We start from the raw sequence: 15,837 nt of genomic DNA, 5'->3' as shown, positions 1-15,837 counted from the left end.
TTTTATCGCTTCTGTTACCGATTTGGGTTTGAGTTTTTTAAATGCCGAAGTACGGTATTCAGGCCGATCCCCATCACTCGTGCTGTTGCCCGACACCCCATCCCATTCATAGCCATATCGACGATTTGTTTATGGGTACCGGGACGACAAGCGGCATAAGTGAACTCCAGTTGCCAGGAGTAACGGCAGGATTGGCAAAGATAACGTTGGTGACCAGAACGCGAACGCCCATTGCGATGGATCCCTTTCACGGCAGAACAAGAGGGGCAAGTCACATCAATCTTTGCCATTTGAATGTTCTCCAAATAGACAGACTATACATGATTCAATAGATTGATGTCACGACCAAAAAATCAAAGCTTAAAATAGTTACCAGAAAAAAATCCTATGCTTTACAGGATTCTCCTTTCTATAAACTTAAGTCAAAAAAAAAAGCTAGCGAGTCTACTCAAAGTTGATATGCAAACCTTGTTTCGTATGATGAACGATACGGAAAATTACAACGAGTTTGAGAAAAAAGGGAAGAAAGGTAAGGTACGTAAAATACAGCATCCAGTAGGCGAGTTAGATGTAGTTCATACGCGGATAGCCAGTCTAATTTGCCGAATTGCTACACCGAACTTTTTACACTCTGGAAAGAAACAGCATTCAAATGTAAGCAATGCCCATGTTCACTGTAACAATTTTCCACTTATGACAACTGATGTTTGTTCTTTTTTCCCATCAACAAAAAAAAGCATGGTTTTTTCGTTTTTCTACACCGTTATGGAATGTTCATCAGATGTTGCAGACATATTAAGTTGTATTTGTACAATTCACAGTCATCTTCCAACTGGTAGTCGCATCAGTATGCCGCTCGCTTATTGGGCTAACTGTAGAATGTTTAGTGAGCTCGAACAGTTAGCCATTAAGCATGATGTAACAATGACTTTATATGTCGATGATTTGACTTTTTCCGGAGCTCAGGTAAATTCACTTTTCAAGTCCATAATTCGTCAAGTTATTGAAAGGCATGGACACCAAATGCACTCGACCAAAACAAAACTGTATAGTGGCAATAAACCGAAGCTTGTAACAGGTATTGTAATCAAGGGTGAAATGGTATCCGTACGTAATGAACAGCGAATGAAGCTAGTCTCAGACATTACGTGTTGGAAATCTATAAAAGATATGCCTAATGCTATTAATATGCCAGTAACGCACACCCTATTAGGTAGACTGTATGCGCTAAGTTCTATCGATCCTATGTTCAAAGATAGAGCCAAAACTATTAAAGCTAATACTCAAAAATAGAAATAAGATTAAGTAGAAACTTAAGTTATTCCTATATACAGAAGCTATATTATGTGGGTACGGTTTTGTGTTGCTCTAAAAAATCACTTTAAGTTCAAATAGATAAGGTCAAACAAATAAGGGGTACAAAAAGGGGCATAAAATCAATAAGTAAAAATAAATTCAACTAATTCAATTAACTAAGATAATTTACTAGTCCCGCCCTGGCACCAAATAAAAACTGACTGGTAAAACAGCGAGTTAGGGAATAAAAAGAGCCACCTTCGGGTGGCTTTTTTCTTGGTTTCAGATTGCACAAAAATTCACAATTGGCAGCACATTGGCAGCACATTGGCAGCACTGTTTTTTTATCCACTATCATTTACCCTGCTTTTTATCCCCTTCTAAAGCCTGATTTTTCCTATTTTTGAAAAAATTTCTGTTGAATAAAAAATCATTCTTATTGAATAAATATTATCCAACATAATTTACAGCCCACCAAAATAAAAAGTGGCGACAAAATGGCGATGAAGTGGCGACAGAAAAAAGCCCTCCTGAGTCGAGGACTTTTATTTTAAGCAATCAATATATTGACTGGATGCGGAACGTGCGGAAATTTTTGTTTAAAAAAGCCCGGTGATTTTTCTGGCGGTGTGCAATATTCTGAGGATCTTGATATTTTCTATCTCCTCATCATAACGATAGAGCATAACAAAAGGAAAATGCGGGACAACCAGTTTTCTATATCGCTCATCTGGACTGTTCCGAGCCTTGACACCTGCATAGGGGGTTACTGTCAGAAGCCCAGCCATTTCCACAAATTTTGCGTCTATTTCATCAGCCAGCAGCAACCCAGCTTGCTCAAAGAAGTAGAGATAAATTTGCTCCCGGTCAGTTTGTGCAGTTTCTTCCCATGAAATCGTTATCACTTTATCCCCTACTCAGCTTATTACGCAGCAGAGCCATCCGGCGATGACTTTCAGCATCATCAATAAAATGCGCTGAACCGTTTTCACACCGATCAATCGCTTTCTCAATTTCCGTTTCTAACCAGTGGACATGGGTATTTTTCTGATACTCACGTTCTTCGTTCGCCAATTCTTCAGCTTTTTGTCTCATTAACTTTGTTAGATCTGTCTGATGGCGTTTAGCCGCTTGCATGGCCAGGCGCTTGGTTTCTTCATCAATACGAAAATGAATCGTCTCCATTTATTCCCCCTCAGCTCGCTCTTCTGAAAAAATGTTGTCATTTGTGTTGTCATATTAGCACGACAATTATTCACTGGCCTTTAAATTGACCGTTGTTGAGCAAGTTGAAAAAGGCGAGATGACTTACAAACAAGCCCAAAGTCGGTACGGTATTCAGGGGCGTTCAACCGTTTTAGTTTGGCTTAGGAAGCATGGTCAGTTAGATTGTAGCCTGGGGTGTACCCCTTTACCTCCTCAAGGAGCCGCCATGACCTCATCTTCATCACTTATACCTGAGCAACGAATAAAAGAACTTGAACAGCAACTGACTGAAATGGAAAAGAAAGCTGAATTTTTTGAGGCGGTAGTAGAGGTGTTAAAACGGGATTATGGAGTGACTGTCGTAAAAAAGCCACGAGGCAAGTCATTCAGGCGAAAAAAGTAATCGGCTTCCATGTGGCTCAATGTTGCCGTTATCTGGGTATCACACGACAGGCCTATTATCACTGATGGAACAGCATCGGCAGTTCCAGCGTTAACATGAACCGCCGTATACGGAACCGTACGTACGGTGGTGTGAGGGGACGACGGGAGTGATCCCGTCTCCTACTCGATTCTCATACCCTATTATATGATAGGATGTTTTCTCCTGTTCCCTAAATGGTCTCATATCACCATGCACCCTTCTGTTTATGAGCTGATCACATCCCAAAGAAAGCGTAACTATAAAATAGTTGCTATTTTATCTTTTTTGCTCACCATTCTATTCATTTTGTCATTATGCGCAGGGGAAATCTGGTTCTGGCCTGATCAATGGTTATCAGATTCTGCTCAATTATTTATTTGGCAATTGAGATTACCCAGAGCGGTTGCGGTGATGGTCGTTGGTGCAAGTTTGGGCGTATCAGGGGCAATCATGCAGGCTTTGTTTGAAAATCCACTGGCAGAGCCAGGATTGCTTGGAATAAGCAATGGTGCTGGTGTTGTGGTGGTCTGTTTAATCCTTGCTTTTCATGGTATGGCACCATTATGGATATTGAGCATAGGTGCGGTATTTGGCGCACTTTTCATGACTGCCATTCTGTTGGAATTTGCCAGAAGACACCAAGTAACTAATGCGCGTCTGTTATTGATTGGAGTTGCCTTTGGCGTAATATTTGGAGCCATGATGACATGGATGGTCTATTTCAGCACTAGTTTAGACCTCCGGCAGCTAATGTATTGGATGATGGGTAGTTTTAGTGGTATTGACTGGCATCAAAAATGGTTGGTTATTGCATTGCTTCCCGCCATTTTATGGTTAAGCAGCAAAGGTAATATTTTGAATTATTTATCACTTGGAGAGTTACAGGCCAGGCAGCTGGGGATATCTCATCATAAGTGGCGTAATTTATTTGTTGCAGTGGTTGGATTATTAGTTGGATTGAGTGTTGCCCTTGCCGGAGCGATAAGTTTTATCGGTTTAGTGATCCCTCATATTTTAAGATTGATCGGCCTGACAGATTATAAAGCCTTGCTTCCGGCCAGTGCGTTGGCGGGAGGGAGTGGTTTATTGCTGGCTGATTTATTCTCCCGCCTGACATTATCTCACGCGGAAGTACCGATAGGTGTTGTTACTGTAACGTTAGGGGCACCAATTTTTATATGGCTTTTATTAAGAACGCGCCATTATTAAAAAACAGACACAAGTATGTGCTGTGCCAGCTAATGAAAACCAAGATATGAGGCGTACAAGGTGAGGATAATAACGTGTCTGTACAGCCGATTGTGGTACTAAATAATGTGACTGTTGATAACAGACTGAGTTCACTGTCTGCATCTGTTATGGCCGGAGAACAAATTCATTTGGTTGGATTAAATGGCTCAGGAAAGAGCACTCTGCTTTCAGCTATTGCGGGGGTTTTATCCTATAGTGGCAACATTCATTTAATTGATCGGAATTTGAGGGATTACCGACAACACGAACTGGCAAAATATCGGGCTTGGTTTTCACAATCAGCATCTACTCCCATTATGCCCGTTTTTCAGTATCTGGATATGTTCCGCCCTGAATCAGTCCCATTGGCTCAAAGCGAAAAAGTACTATATGGGCTTTGCCAGCAATTGAAACTTCTTCCGTTACTTTCTTCTCCAGCCGGACAATTATCAGGGGGAGAATGGCAGAGAGTCAGATTGGCGGGAACTTTTTTGCAAGTATGGCCGGAGTTGAATCCCAATGGGAAACTACTTCTGCTTGATGAACCAACGAATAATCTTGATATTACCCAGCAAGCCATTTTGGATAAGTTAATCAAAGAGTTTTGCTCATTGGGTGGATCGGTAATATTGAGTAGTCATGATCTTAACCACACTTACGAACAGGCTAGCGGAGTATGGTTACTCTCTTATGGCGAGTTATTGGTATCTGGTATGCCGCAGAATGTTATGACCGAACGAAATTTATCAGAAATTTTTGAGGTAAATATTAGACATATCAGAAATAGCAGCTATAAATTATGGAAGGTCAGCCATATGTAATTTTTATAAATTAGATCACCATAATTGATTGCTTTTTATCTACTTTAGGTGTCTTGGTTGGTCATAACTTATCTGTCTGTTGATGTTTTGTTAAACAAGCATCATCTAGGATTGTCCAATTATAAAACAAATTAGACAATACAAGGCATAAAGTGGTTATGGACAATTTTTTGCTATTTTCCCGTCCTGCGATTGGCAGTGAAGAGATAGCAGCTATTGAGAAAGTTTTACATTCTGGTTGGATTACAACAGGCCCGCAAAACCATCAATTAGAGCAAGATTTTTCTCGCATGTTTGGATGCAAACATGCGGTTACTTTATGTTCCGCTACTGCGGGAATACATTTGGTTTTGCTGGCATTAGGTATAGGGCCGGGTGATGAAGTTCATTGCCGCTTTTCCCTGATATGAGCAATGATGATGTCGATCGTGTTGTGAATGCGATAATTGAAATCCTTTCGGAGCATAAATAAGTGACATTTGAGAAAATTAAAAAAGTTTCGGTCGTTATTCCTGTTTATAACGAAGAAGAAAGCTTGCCTCAATTACTGGAAAGAACGATTGCTGCATGTCAAAAACTTGAGCAAGAATATGAATTAATCTTGATAGATGATGGTAGTCGTGACAGTTCTGCTGATATTTTGACTCAGGCGGCTGAAATTCCTGAAAATCATGTGATTGCCATTTTGCTTAATCGCAACTATGGGCAACATTCGGCAATTATGGCGGGATTTCATCAGTCTGATGGCGATCTAATTATTACATTGGATGCTGATTTACAAAATCCTCCAGAAGAGATCCCTCGCTTAGTTAAAACGGCAGAAGAGGGATATGACGTTGTCGGAACTCGTCGGGCCAATCGTCAGGATTCTTGGTTCCGTAAAAGTGCATCCAAAATCATTAATGCGATGATAACCAGGGTGACAGGGCGTTCTATGGGAGATTACGGTTGCATGCTGAGAGCCTATCGTCGTCATATTATCCGTGCGATGTTGCAATGTCATGAGCGCAGCACATTTATTCCCATTCTGGCTAACACGTTTGCTCGTAAGACGACAGAGATCGACGTAACCCATGCAGAACGTGAATTTGGGGATTCCAAGTACAGTTTTATGAAACTGATAAACCTCATGTATGACCTTCTTACCTGCTTAACAACTGCACCATTGCGGTTATTAAGTGTAGTAGGAAGCATTATTGCGGTAACTGGTTTTCTGTTGGCGGTACTGTTAATTACCTTGCGCCTTATTTTTGGCTCAATGTGGGCTGCCGAAGGTGTGTTTACTCTGTTTGCTATTCTTTTCATGTTTATTGGTGCGCAGTTCGTCGCAATGGGATTACTCGGTGAATACATTGGCCGGATATATAACGACGTGCGTGCCCGTCCGCGTTATTTTATTCAAAAAGTGGTCGGAGTTAAAAAGGCCAAAGACAATCAGGAAAAAAGCTAATGAAAGCAGTTATCTTTGCCTATCATGATATTGGTTGTGTCGGACTTAACGCACTAGTAAAAGCAGGTTTTAATATTCAGGCTATATTTACACATACAGACGATCCGAATGAAAATCATTTTTTCTCCTCTGTTGCGCATATTGGTGCAGATTTTGGATTACCTGTATTTGCACCAGAAAATGTGAATCACCTGCTTTGGGTTGAGCGTATTCGGGAAATGAAACCGGATGTCATTTTCTCTTTTTACTACCGCAACATGCTCAGTCAGGAGATTTTATCACTAGCTGAGAAAGGCTCATTTAATCTGCACGGCTCCTTATTGCCGAAATACCGTGGTCGGGCCCCGGTTAACTGGGCAGTACTCAATGGTGAGACTGAAACTGGGGTAACCCTGCACAAAATGCTGGCGAAACCAGATGCTGGCGACATAGTTGCACAGAAGGCCGTACAAATTGGAGAAACGGAAACATCGCGGGATGTACATGGAAAAATACGTGAAGCGGCGGCTGAATTATTGGATAACATCCTGCCCCAAATAAAAAGAGGTCATTATCCATTAATTCCACAAAATGAGGGTCATGCTACTTATTTTGGTCGTCGTTCAGCCAAAGATGGTGAAATAGTCTGGCATAAATCAGCCAAAGAAATTAACAACTTAATTAGGGCAGTAACAGAGCCATATCCGGGTGCATTTACATTCTTGGGTGAGCGTAGAATTACAATCTGGCGTTCACGGCCACTTGAACAGGTTCATGGCAAACGTCCCGGAACCGTCATTTCTACAGAGCCATTTGTGATTGCTTGTGGTGATGGTGCGTTGGAAATCATTAGCGGACAGAGTGAATCAGGTCTTTATGTCCAAGGCAATCGATTAGCGCTTGAAATGGGCATTGTGGCGGGTGTTCATGTTGGCTCTAAAGCGACAACTCAAGTTAGTTGCCGTAAACGTGTTTTGATTTTGGGTGTCAATGGATTTATTGGTAACCATCTGACTGAGCGTCTGCTGGAAGATGGGAACTACGATATTTATGGGATGGATATTGGTTCTTCCGCTATTGAACGATTCATTGGCAACCCGCATTTTCATTTCATTGAAGGCGATATCAGTATCCACACTGAGTGGATTGAATACCACATCAAGAAATGTGATGTCATTCTTCCCTTAGTGGCAATTGCGACTCCGATTGAGTATACCCGCAACCCATTGCGTGTTTTTGAGCTGGATTTTGAAGAGAACCTGAAAATTGTTCGCTATTGTGTGAAATATAATAAGCGGATTATTTTCCCGTCAACGTCTGAAGTTTATGGCATGTGTGACGACGAAGAGTTCGATGAAGATACTTCGCGTCTGATTGTTGGGCCAATTAATAAGCAGCGCTGGATCTACTCTGTTTCTAAGCAATTACTTGATCGGGTTATTTGGGCATACGGCGCAAAAGAAGGTTTAAAATTCACCTTATTTCGTCCTTTTAACTGGATGGGACCAAGGTTGGATAACTTGAATTCAGCCCGTATAGGTAGTTCAAGGGCGATAACCCAACTGATTTTGAACTTGGTAGAAGGCTCCCCGATTAAGCTGGTGGATGGTGGAGAACAAAAACGGTGTTTCACGGATATCCACGATGGCATTGAAGCTCTGTTCAGAATCATCGAAAACCGCGATGGTTTGTGTGATAGCCAAATTATCAATATTGGTAATCCAACCAATGAAGCCAGTATTCGCCAATTAGCTGAAATGTTGCTGGAGAGCTTTGAAAAACACGAGTTGCGTGGATACTTCCCTCCATTCTCTGGGTTCAAGAAAATTGAAAGCAGTAGCTATTACGGCCAAGGTTATCAGGATGTCGAACACCGTAAACCCAGTATCCAGAATGCAGAACGTCTGTTGGGCTGGCAGCCGAGCGTTGATATGAAACAAACTATTGATGAAACACTGGATTTCTTTCTGCGCGGAGCAGTTGAAGAACTAAAAGAGAAAAATCAGGAAGCAATTGGATATCAGGGAAAATCAGGAAGCAACTGATGAAACAAGTTGGCTTAAGAATTGATGTGGATACTTATCAAGGCACAAAGGAAGGTGTACCACGGTTGCTTGATATTTTGCAGACGCATCATATCCAAGCCAGCTTTTTCTTTAGTGTTGGGCCAGATAACATGGGGCGCCATTTATGGCGCCTGTTGCGGCCTAAATTTTTTTGGAAAATGTTGAGGTCGAATGCAGCATCCCTTTATGGTCTGGATATTTTACTGGCTGGTACAGCATGGCCGGGGAAGAAAATCGCAAAAGATTTGGGATATTTAATGAAACAAACAATGGATGCGGGTCATGAAGTGGGTTTGCATTCGTGGGATCATCAGGGCTGGCAGGCAAAAGTAGGGCGTTGGTCAGAAGAAGAACTGGCAGAGCAGGTGCAACTAGGGATTGATGCGCTGGAAAAAGCGATAGGACGAGCCGTGACGTGTTCAGCCGTTGCGGGCTGGCGGGCAGATGAACGTGTATTGACCATCAAACAGCGCTTTGATTTTGATTACAATAGTGATTGCCGTGGAACGCATCCATTCAGGCCGCTCTTGCCCGATGGAAATTTGGGTACAGTACAAATCCCAGTCACATTGCCTACTTATGATGAAGTTGTTGGAACGCAGGTCAGTGATGCAGATTTCAATAGCTTTATTCTTGAAGCCATCAAACGTGATTGCGGTGTGCCTGTTTACACTATTCATACCGAAGTGGAAGGTATGTCTAAGTCTTCACAGTTTGAATCATTACTGAATATGCTTCATCAGCAAAATATTCAATTTTGTAAATTAAGTCATTTATTACCTGAGAATAGAGATACGCTTCCCGTTGGGAAAATCAAGCGTTCAGGTTTTCCTGGTCGTGAAGGCTGGTTAGGTTGCCAACAAGAGGTTATAACACAGATATGTTGAATACCCGGACGAGTAAGGCTGGAGCCATCCTGATGGCTCTTTTTTTTATCCTCACTTACCTATTACCATTAGATAGCCGTCTATTATGGCAACCCGATGAAACACGATATGCTGAAATCAGCCGCGAAATGTTGCAACGTGGGGACTGGATTGTACCTTATTTTTTAGATATTCGTTATTTTGAAAAACCTGTCGCCGGATATTGGATCAACAACATCAGCCAGTGGATTTTTGGTCATAACAATTTCGCCGTTCGCTTTGGTTCCGTATTTAGTATTTTAATCAGTGCATTTCTTCTTTACCGATTGGCAATAATGATGTGGCAATGTCGTCAGACGGCGTTTGTTTCCAGTTTGGTCTATATTTCTATGTTTATTGTGCTTTCAATAGGAACTTACAGTGTTCTTGATCCCATGTTTTCCTTATGGATCACCGCGGTGATTGTAAGTTGCTATTGGGCACTTAAAGCCGGCAGTACCCGAGAGCGAATTTTGGCTTGGTCTGTGCTGGGGCTGACTTGTGGCATGGCTTTTATGACAAAAGGTTTTTTGGCATTGGCATTGCCCGTGATTGCCATGATACCGGTAACGATATACCAGAAACGTTTTCTGGAAATGTTTCGTTTTGGGCCTGTTGCCGTGTTTTTTGCTATTTTGATCAGCCTGCCTTGGGTGATAGCGGTTGCTTTGCGTGAGCCAAATTATTGGCATTATTTCTTTTGGGTAGAACATATACAGCGTTTTGCTTCTGATAAAGCGCAGCACATTGCCCCCATTTGGTATTATTTGCCGATACTGATTTTAGGTGTGATCCCGTGGTTAGGTTTGTTACCCGGTGCTTTGATCAAAAGCTGGAAAGAGAAAAAAAGTCACCCAGAAATGTTTTTCTTGTTTTGCTGGTTTGTTGTTCCATTGATATTTTTCAGTATTGCAAAAGGGAAATTGCCGACTTACGTTTTACCATTTATAGGCCCGCTGGCCGTAATGATGGCGAAATATAGTGTTGATTGTGTCAAAAATGGCAAGATGAAGGCACTGAAGATAAACGGTCTGGTGAATATTTTCTTTGGGCTGCTTGCAATTTTAACGCTCTTTGGTATGGGAACATTGGTCAATCCTCCTCTTTACCAGCCCAATGAGTGGCTGAAATGGATTATGGGGAGCATTGCTTTTGGATTTTGGGGAATCATTGGCTATCTGTGCTTTGTTCGTGATGGTAAATATTGGTTATGGGCCGCTGCTTGTTCAGTTGTGCTCAGTTTGTCGATAGGCGGTGTATTACCTGCTAAGACAATTAATTCTAAACTTCCTCAGTCTTTCATTAAACAAAATGAACATGAGCTGGCAGACAGTAAATATATCCTGTCGCAGTCCGTTGGTGTGGGAGCTGCGATTGCATGGGAATTAAAGCGTAGTGATATTTATATGTTCGATCGTCCGGGAGAATTGGGATATGGTCTTTCTTACCCAGACAGCCAGTACCGATATGTGACACAAAAAGAATTTCCTGAGTGGTTAGCAACAGCACGTAAACAAGGACAGGTATCAATCGTCTTGCTGTTATCGTCAAAAGGTAAACTTCCTGAATTACCGACACCAGATATTATGCGCAGTAATCATCGTTTTGTACTCGTCATTTATAAGAAACAGCTATGAGCCGCGATATGGCGCTATTAATTTTGGTGAGTCTGCTGACTTGTGCGGGGCAGTTATGCCAAAAACAGGCAGTTGTTTGTTGGCAGAAAAAAGATACCCCCTATAAAGGGGTATCTGTGGCGATATGGTTATCTGGTGCTATTCTTCTGTTGGGAATAGGAATGATATTCTGGTTGCGGTTATTGCAATTTTTGCCGCTCAGTATCGCATATCCCATGTTAAGTATTAATTTTGTCATTGTGACCCTGATTGGGCAATTTATATATCGGGAAAAAGTAGGGCTGAAACACTGGATCGGTGTTTTTGCGATAATGTTAGGGATTTTATTGATGAGTCTGGGGCAATGAAAGGTTATCTTTGGGCTGTGGCAAGCGTCTTATTGATCACTATCGCTCAATTGCTATTGAAGTGGGGAGTTGCACGCTTGCCTGAGTTTTCATTGTCGGTACATTGGCTGGATGTCGACTGGCTTTGGCAAAACCATAATCCTTTGCTGATGATCATGGCAGGGTTGACGGGTTATGCATTATCTATGCTATGTTGGTTTTTTACCTTGAAATATCTGCCATTGAACAAAGCGTATCCAGTTATTAGCTTGAGTTATGCACTTGTTTATATAATGGCTGCCTTACTTCCCTGGTTTGATGAAACTGTCTCATTATTAAAGACAGCAGGTATTATCTTTATCTTACTGGGAGTCTGGTTAATCAGCCGACCAGAGAAAAATCATCTCACTGATCGCCATTTATAGCGTAATAGGCAATATCGTACTCCCCCTCTTTGGCTGTAGAATTACAGCAAGTCTATAAGTGGATCATCCGCGAATTGAAGTGGCTTAAGATTTGACAGAGTATAAAAAATGGTCAACGGAAGGAAGGTTGACCATAAGGGGCGGCACTTATTATAAATATTTATTCTTCACATTGTAGGAATGTTTTGAATTCAGGTAGGTGTCCATTCTCCCTGAATTTAGCCGGAGTAGTATTAAAATATTTTTTAAAGATCCGGGTAAATGTTGCTTGAGAACTAAAACCATATTTAAGAGTAAAGGAGATAAGTGATATTTTTATTGCCTGAGATAAATCTGTGGTTGGTGAGTTTCAGGATGTTGAGTCACACCTAAATCTGCCTGATACCATTGTTTGAGAATATCATCGCACAGTACATCTTTTGGGGTACCGGATGCGACCAGTTTCCCTTTGTGCAACAGGAAAATTTTGTCGGCATAGAGTGCTGCCAGATTTAAATCGTGCAGTACACAGCAGACGGCAAGAGGAGCCTGGCGTGTCAGGCGATGAACCAGCCGTAATGTATGTTGCTGATGATAAAGATCCAGTGCGGAGGTAGGCTCATCTAAAAACAGACACGATTCAGTTGGTTCTGGATGCCAGAGTTGAGCTAAAACCCTTGCCAGTTGCACTCGTTGTTGCTCCCCTCCAGATAGCTGCTGATAATTCCTGTTTCGCAACTCTTCGCATTCTGTCAATGTAATAGCTTCATTAATAGCGACTTTCTTGTGAGTATTTTCATGGGGGACACGCCCCATCGCAATGACCTCTTCCACACTAAAGGAGAAAGAAAGAGAGCTATATTGCCTCATTACGGCACGAGTACGAGCTAATTGCTTCATCGGCCATTGAGAAATCGGAATGCCTTTTAATAAGCATTTTCCTGAATTAGGGGGAATAAAACCTGTTAAAAGCCGTAACAGCGTAGATTTTCCTGCTCCATTCGGGCCAATAATGGCAACAACTTCCCCTTGACGAATGGAAAGTGAAACGTCTTTGATTATTTGACGCTGCCCGATGAAATAATTTAAATTTTGCGCTTCAAGCAAATCATCTGACACGAGCGGCTCCATTATAAACGGTCTCCTGATGGCTTAAGAATAAGCCATAAAAAATAGGGGGCCCCGATCAAACCGGTGATAAGCCCTACTGGCATTTCAGCAGGAGAGACTAAAGTTCTGGCCAGTGTATCCGCTGTTAATAAAAGGCATGCGCCGCCAAGAGCGGACATTGGCAGCAACCAAGTATGATCGCCACCAAACCGGAGCCTGACAAGGTGAGGAATAACCAACCCGATAAAACCAATAATGCCTGTTAAAGCAACTGCACATCCAATCAATAAGGCACTTAACAGCAATAATTGATATTTAGTGCGCTGGACGTTCAGACCCAAATAGTGCGCTTCCTCATCGCCCAGTTGTAGCAAATTGAGTCTGCGTGACTGGCTGAATGTCAGAATACAAATGGGAATAATGAGTGATGCAGCAATAGCCAGCGTTGGCCATTCAATTTGGCTCAGTGAACCCATCATCCAAATGGTAAACTGACGCAACTGCTGATCATTACTGATATAACCCAATACACCAATAAATGACGCACACAGTGCATTAATGGCAATACCAGCAAGCAGTAGTTTTGGCAGGTTACCGTGACTGTATTTGTTAAGTGAAAATATCAGAAGTGAAACCAATAAACTGCCCACAAAGGCTGCAATAATGTGGCTATATAATGCAATACTGGCAGATAAGGTAAAAGGAAAAACGATAGTCATGGCGACCATCAGTGCTGATCCACTGCTGATCCCCAATAATCCGGGGTCGGCCAAAGGATTGCGGAACAACCCTTGCATTACAGCACCTGATACAGCAAGTGCACATCCAACGATGATCGCCAATAAAATTCTTGGTAACCGAATATTTAGCCAAATCTGCCATTGTGGGTCCTCCAAAGAGGATTCCCACAGAGTTTTAAAGGAAAGCGGCAATGCCCCCATATTGGCGGAGCTAATTGCTAATAAAAATAACAATAAACTCAGTATCATTAAGCCGATAGTGGGGGATTGGGAACGACTCATTGAACCTTCTCCGCTGCTTCACGGACTTGTTTCATAACAGCAGGAGTTTGTAAGCCAAATCCGAGTAATCCCATTTCATCAACAACAATAATCTGTTTTTTCTTGCCGGCGGGTGTGAAGTTTAACCCAGGAAGTTGCCAAACTTTATCCAGACCACCTAAAGTTTTCAGTCCTTCAGTACTGATCAACAATAAATCGGGTTTACTGGCGATAACACCTTCTTGAGATAAAGGCCGGTATCCCTGAAAACCTTGCATAGCATTTTTCGCACCAATGGCATGGATCATCTTATCCGCAGCAGTCTGTTGACCTGCCGCCATCGGCTTAACACCACCATGACTCATGATAAAAATGACTTTGGCGGGAATCTCTGACGTGGTGATATCAGCCAATTGTTGGCGATACTGGGCAACAAGTTCTTCACCACGTTTTTCCTGATTGACCGCTTTCGCGACGGTCATGATTTTTTTAGGTACGGCTTCTAACGAGGTTTCGCTGGTCACTTTAATAACTTTTACACCGGAATCTTCGATTTGCTTTAGTGTCAGAGAAGGTTGAGCCGATTCACTTGCAATCACCAGTGATGGGCTCATGGCTAAAATACCTTCTGAATTAAGCATTCTCATGTATCCTACATCGGGTAGTGAGAGTAATTCTTTGGGATTTAGGCTGGTACTATCCCTTGCAACAACATGCTGTCCTTCGCCAAGTGCAAAAACAATTTCAGACACATCGCCACCAACTGTCACAATACGTTCAGCAGAGAACGCATTACAAGAGATGGCAAGCATAAATGTTAGAAGCCACTTTTTCATGCTATGCAAGTTTCCTGTTCTGGTTGCAATTTAGGCAGAGCGGCAATTTGCTCACGCCATTGAGTCTGCTCAGGGGTACCTTCGGTGCGCTGACCGTACAATTGCGCGATTTGGTTACCGTTCGCGTCAAACAATTCCAGACTGGTAACAAAACCATCATCGGTTGGCTTGCGAGTGACCCAGCTTTCCGCGATGGCACTTTCAATCAGATGCAGAGTGAAATTGTGGTTGAAAATGTTGAGCCATTTCTGAGCAGAATCTTCTTCCTGATAAGGCATCAAACGTTCCAGCTGACCAGTAAAAATCTGGACACAACCACGGTTTCCGACAAAGACCATGATTTCGTTCTGATCTTTATGCACTATTTCAATAAGTTGAGATAATGCTGAATTGTCTACACGATATGCCAAATCATCTTTTACTGCATTGAAAATTTGCTGGCGATTCAAGTTATGGCGTTTCACCATAATGAAGAATTGATGAACGTCAGTCATGGCACGCCATTCTTCATCTAACTGTACTCTCAATTGTTCGGTGATTTCTGTGTGTTCAGGCGCTTCTTCCGGCTGGATCTCCAGTGCTGGATTTTCACTGGTCTGATATTTTTCGATCAGTGCGTCCCATACCGCCATATCTGTATTTTTAGTGGCATAAACTTTATGCAATGCATCACCCTGGTGGTCAAAGAATTGAATACTGTGACGCATACCGTTCTTAGCGGGTTCAACTAAAGAGAAAACACTATTCCAGTGATCGAAGAATAAACGCAGATCAAGCTCACGTGGGTTGAGGATCAAACCAACATGTTGGCTGAATTTGGTATTTTCGTAACGACCAATATGTTCATGAACGGCAAAGTCATTACGGGTAATCGCCTTGGTTTCTCCAACAGTAGCCAGTTCTTGAAGCAGGGTAGGAGCATCAACATTTAGACGTTTTGCATCGATACCGACACGGCTATGCAATAGCTCTCCTTCGCTGACATTCAGGTAAGCTGCCAGATCACGTGCATATTTAGCTTTGTTATCTTCTTTGGCTTGTTGGTAACGTTCATAAAGTGACTGATTCACAGTTATTAGCTCCTTAAAAAACCGAGTTTGAAAATAAATATCGTTTTAGAATTAATAGCATGCTCTGTGGCTACTT

Annotated in this window: 15 protein-coding genes and 4 pseudogenes; 11 read left to right on the top strand and 8 right to left on the bottom strand. The window is 42.1% G+C overall.

Annotated elements, in window-relative coordinates; all coding sequences use genetic code 11:
* Positions 1-290, bottom strand: a pseudogene (locus BM329_RS01985) (IS1-like element transposase); the annotation flags it as partial.
* A 97-nt stretch (positions 291-387) separates the two neighbouring features.
* On the opposite strand from BM329_RS01985, the gene BM329_RS01980 reads away from it, so the two are divergent.
* Positions 388-1,293: a reverse transcriptase family protein gene (locus tag BM329_RS01980; protein ID WP_245758987.1), complete on the top strand. Its 906-nt coding sequence runs from the start codon at positions 388-390 to the stop codon at positions 1,291-1,293.
* A 602-nt stretch (positions 1,294-1,895) separates the two neighbouring features.
* Here BM329_RS01980 and BM329_RS01975 read toward each other — a convergent pair.
* The gene (locus tag BM329_RS01975; RefSeq protein ID WP_092548133.1) at positions 1,896-2,201 is read right to left on the bottom strand and encodes a type II toxin-antitoxin system RelE/ParE family toxin; all 306 of its coding nucleotides are present in this window, start codon (positions 2,199-2,201) and stop codon (positions 1,896-1,898) included.
* Position 2,202: 1 nt separating this feature from the next.
* Complete coding sequence (locus BM329_RS01970) at positions 2,203-2,481, bottom strand: damage-inducible protein J (RefSeq protein WP_092548129.1); 279 nt, start codon at positions 2,479-2,481, stop codon at positions 2,203-2,205.
* 73 nt (positions 2,482-2,554) lie between these two features.
* Here BM329_RS01970 and BM329_RS01965 point away from each other — a divergent pair.
* The 10 genes and pseudogenes from BM329_RS01965 to arnF all read left to right on the top strand — a co-directional run.
* Positions 2,555-2,964: pseudogene (locus tag BM329_RS01965) on the top strand (IS3 family transposase); the annotation flags it as partial.
* A gap of 172 nt (positions 2,965-3,136) precedes the next feature.
* Positions 3,137-4,135: a vitamin B12 ABC transporter permease BtuC gene (gene btuC, locus BM329_RS01960; protein WP_092548123.1), complete on the top strand. Its 999-nt coding sequence runs from the start codon at positions 3,137-3,139 to the stop codon at positions 4,133-4,135.
* 74 nt (positions 4,136-4,209) lie between these two features.
* A complete protein-coding gene (gene btuD, locus BM329_RS01955; protein WP_092548120.1) occupies positions 4,210-4,977 on the top strand; it encodes a vitamin B12 ABC transporter ATP-binding protein BtuD in 768 nt (255 codons plus the stop codon).
* A 158-nt stretch (positions 4,978-5,135) separates the two neighbouring features.
* Positions 5,136-5,363, top strand: a pseudogene (locus BM329_RS01950) (DegT/DnrJ/EryC1/StrS family aminotransferase); the annotation flags it as partial.
* 86 nt (positions 5,364-5,449) lie between these two features.
* Positions 5,450-6,427 carry an undecaprenyl-phosphate 4-deoxy-4-formamido-L-arabinose transferase gene (gene arnC / locus BM329_RS01945; protein ID WP_092548117.1) on the top strand — a complete coding sequence of 326 codons (978 nt, stop codon included), beginning with the start codon at positions 5,450-5,452 and terminating at the stop codon, positions 6,425-6,427.
* Positions 6,427-8,451, top strand: a complete 2,025-nt coding sequence (arnA, locus tag BM329_RS01940; protein ID WP_092548114.1) for a bifunctional UDP-4-amino-4-deoxy-L-arabinose formyltransferase/UDP-glucuronic acid oxidase ArnA — start codon at positions 6,427-6,429, stop codon at positions 8,449-8,451. The genes arnC and arnA overlap by 1 nt, the downstream gene beginning before the upstream one ends.
* The gene (gene arnD / locus BM329_RS01935; protein WP_092548111.1) at positions 8,451-9,359 is read left to right on the top strand and encodes a 4-deoxy-4-formamido-L-arabinose-phosphoundecaprenol deformylase; all 909 of its coding nucleotides are present in this window, start codon (positions 8,451-8,453) and stop codon (positions 9,357-9,359) included. Before arnA ends, arnD begins: the two co-directional genes overlap by 1 nt.
* Positions 9,353-11,014: a lipid IV(A) 4-amino-4-deoxy-L-arabinosyltransferase gene (gene arnT, locus BM329_RS01930; RefSeq protein WP_092548108.1), complete on the top strand. Its 1,662-nt coding sequence runs from the start codon at positions 9,353-9,355 to the stop codon at positions 11,012-11,014. The genes arnD and arnT overlap by 7 nt, the downstream gene beginning before the upstream one ends.
* Positions 11,011-11,361 (top strand): 4-amino-4-deoxy-L-arabinose-phosphoundecaprenol flippase subunit ArnE, encoded by a 351-nt coding sequence (arnE, locus tag BM329_RS01925; protein WP_092548104.1) that lies wholly within the window; start codon positions 11,011-11,013, stop codon positions 11,359-11,361. The genes arnT and arnE overlap by 4 nt, the downstream gene beginning before the upstream one ends.
* A complete protein-coding gene (gene arnF, locus BM329_RS01920; RefSeq protein ID WP_092548101.1) occupies positions 11,358-11,765 on the top strand; it encodes a 4-amino-4-deoxy-L-arabinose-phosphoundecaprenol flippase subunit ArnF in 408 nt (135 codons plus the stop codon). Before arnE ends, arnF begins: the two co-directional genes overlap by 4 nt.
* 160 nt (positions 11,766-11,925) lie before the next feature.
* Here arnF and BM329_RS01915 read toward each other — a convergent pair.
* From BM329_RS01915 to BM329_RS01895, 5 genes and pseudogenes are all read right to left on the bottom strand, one after another.
* Positions 11,926-12,057 (bottom strand): annotated as a pseudogene (locus BM329_RS01915) (AraC family transcriptional regulator); the annotation flags it as partial.
* A gap of 23 nt (positions 12,058-12,080) precedes the next feature.
* Entirely contained in the window at positions 12,081-12,875 is a 795-nt protein-coding gene (locus BM329_RS01910; protein ID WP_092548098.1) for a heme ABC transporter ATP-binding protein, read from the bottom strand.
* Positions 12,875-13,876, bottom strand: a complete 1,002-nt coding sequence (locus BM329_RS01905) for a FecCD family ABC transporter permease (protein ID WP_092548095.1) — start codon at positions 13,874-13,876, stop codon at positions 12,875-12,877. The genes BM329_RS01910 and BM329_RS01905 overlap by 1 nt, the downstream gene beginning before the upstream one ends.
* Entirely contained in the window at positions 13,873-14,691 is an 819-nt protein-coding gene (locus BM329_RS01900; protein WP_092548092.1) for a heme/hemin ABC transporter substrate-binding protein, read from the bottom strand. Before BM329_RS01900 ends, BM329_RS01905 begins: the two co-directional genes overlap by 4 nt.
* Positions 14,688-15,761: a hemin-degrading factor gene (locus BM329_RS01895; RefSeq protein ID WP_092548089.1), complete on the bottom strand. Its 1,074-nt coding sequence runs from the start codon at positions 15,759-15,761 to the stop codon at positions 14,688-14,690. Before BM329_RS01895 ends, BM329_RS01900 begins: the two co-directional genes overlap by 4 nt.
* Positions 15,762-15,837 lie beyond the last annotated feature (76 nt).

It is taken from the genome of Xenorhabdus koppenhoeferi, from assembly GCF_900116635.1.
Lineage (GTDB): Bacteria > Pseudomonadota > Gammaproteobacteria > Enterobacterales > Enterobacteriaceae > Xenorhabdus > Xenorhabdus koppenhoeferi.
This window is presented reverse-complemented; position numbering and strand designations above follow the sequence as displayed.